Below are 1,693 nucleotides of genomic sequence, written 5' to 3'. Positions count from 1 at the left end.
GTTGACGCACTTTGTGAATTAGCTGTACTTGTTGACGCACTTTGTGAGTTAGCTTTACTTGTTGACGCACTTTGTGAATTAGCTGTACTTGTTGATGCACTTTGTGAGTTAGCTGTACTTGTTGACGCACTTTGTGAATTAGCTGTACTTGTTGGATCAGTTACATTAACTTTTTGACCATTAAAAAAGTCAGTACCACCTGTCACAGATGTAGAGTACGGATCAAATGTAAACGATGTATCGCCACCAGAATTAATAGGAACTGTCCATGTCGTTGTTAAACCATAGCCTTGTTTAGCTTGATATCCATTCATTTGATAACCATTTGCCCAAGTATATCCATTACCTTGTTTAACCATAGGTGTTGTATTTGATACTGGATTACTAATTTTTGCACCTGTTGAGTCTGTAATATAGTTCGTGGCAGATGAAGGAGTTCCATATCCGTTACCTAATGTAAACATTGTTTGATAAGATGTACCTGTATTGTATATTGCATAACTATTGCTTAACGTTGTTGGCTTTTCAACCGTTGTAGTTGCTGGATTATCATATGTAACTGTATAAGTAAACGTCATAGACGTTCCATTATTAACCGTTGTTAATTTATAGTAAATTGGTATGTTATAATTTGTGTCAGTCCCTGCACCTGTATAAGTATTTGTAGTTGACGTTGCTGCTGCGAATGTTGTTGTTGCCAATCTACTAAATGTTCTAAGTTTTAGTGGTGCTGTACTTGTAGATGTACTTGTTGAATCGTTCACTAATAATGTAGAACCTAAATCTGTACTTATCTGACTTTCTGAAGTACTCGTTAACTGTGACGTCGTTGAATTAGTAGAAACTGTTGAATCACTATTACTGTCTGATGTAGAATTTGATGACGTTATACTATTTGATTCTGTCGAATTTTTTCTTATTTGATTATCTTTTGTACTTGTTGACGTAATGCTATTATCACTGGTTGAATCACTACCTTTTTGACTATCTGTAGATGTAGTGTTGGCTTGACTATTAGTATCTTTCTCTGAAGTAGCGCTATTATTACTTGTTGAATTATCAGTAGTTGATGAACTTGAAGCTTTAGTATCAGAATTTGACATCGAGCTATCTTGTTTTTCAGAATTTGATGTAGATTTATCTGACGTTGAATCTGTACTTGTGTGACTATCTGTTGTAGATGATGAAGTACTTTTTTCTGTTGAATTTGTACTAGATGTAGCATCTTGGGAGGTACTTGTTTGACTTGAAATAGACTCGGTTGTTGAGGTTTCAGAGTTTGTAACTGTGGTTGAGTTTTGATTTGCGACTGTTTCACTATTAGATGCAATTTCTGAAGTCATAGGTGTTTCTGAGGCTGCAAAAGCATGATGATCATTTAACATTGCAAATGTAAATGCACCCCCGACGAGTCCCGTAGTCTTCAATGCTTGTGTTTTTAAGTTATGCTGGGTTGATTTTGGCAAATCATTTGTCTTTTCAACATCTTTATCAAAAAATGATAAACCTAAACTTCTTAATAATTGAAGTTCTCTAATACCTGCTTTAACCCAATGTTTCCCCGATTTGTAAAGTTTAACTCTAGCTTTTTCTTCCCCAAAAGAACGTTTAAAATCTTTTTCTTTTTTTGACATAATATTCTCCTATATTTCTAATTAATTTGGTTCTAACTAACTTTTTACAATTCAATATA

1 protein-coding gene is annotated in these 1,693 nt (G+C 34.1%); it reads right to left on the bottom strand.

Annotation, left to right across the window (positions count from 1 at the left end; translation table 11 throughout):
- Positions 1-1,634: KxYKxGKxW signal peptide domain-containing protein (locus CD034_RS11245; RefSeq protein ID WP_219727364.1), on the bottom strand; the 1,634-nt coding region annotated here is incomplete at its 3' end.
- Positions 1,635-1,693: the final 59 nt, after the last annotated feature.

The organism is Staphylococcus hominis subsp. hominis, from assembly GCF_002901845.1.
Classification (GTDB): Bacteria; Bacillota; Bacilli; order Staphylococcales; family Staphylococcaceae; genus Staphylococcus; species Staphylococcus hominis.
The sequence above is the reverse complement of the archived record's forward strand: the minus strand, read 5'-3'. Positions and strand labels throughout refer to the sequence as shown.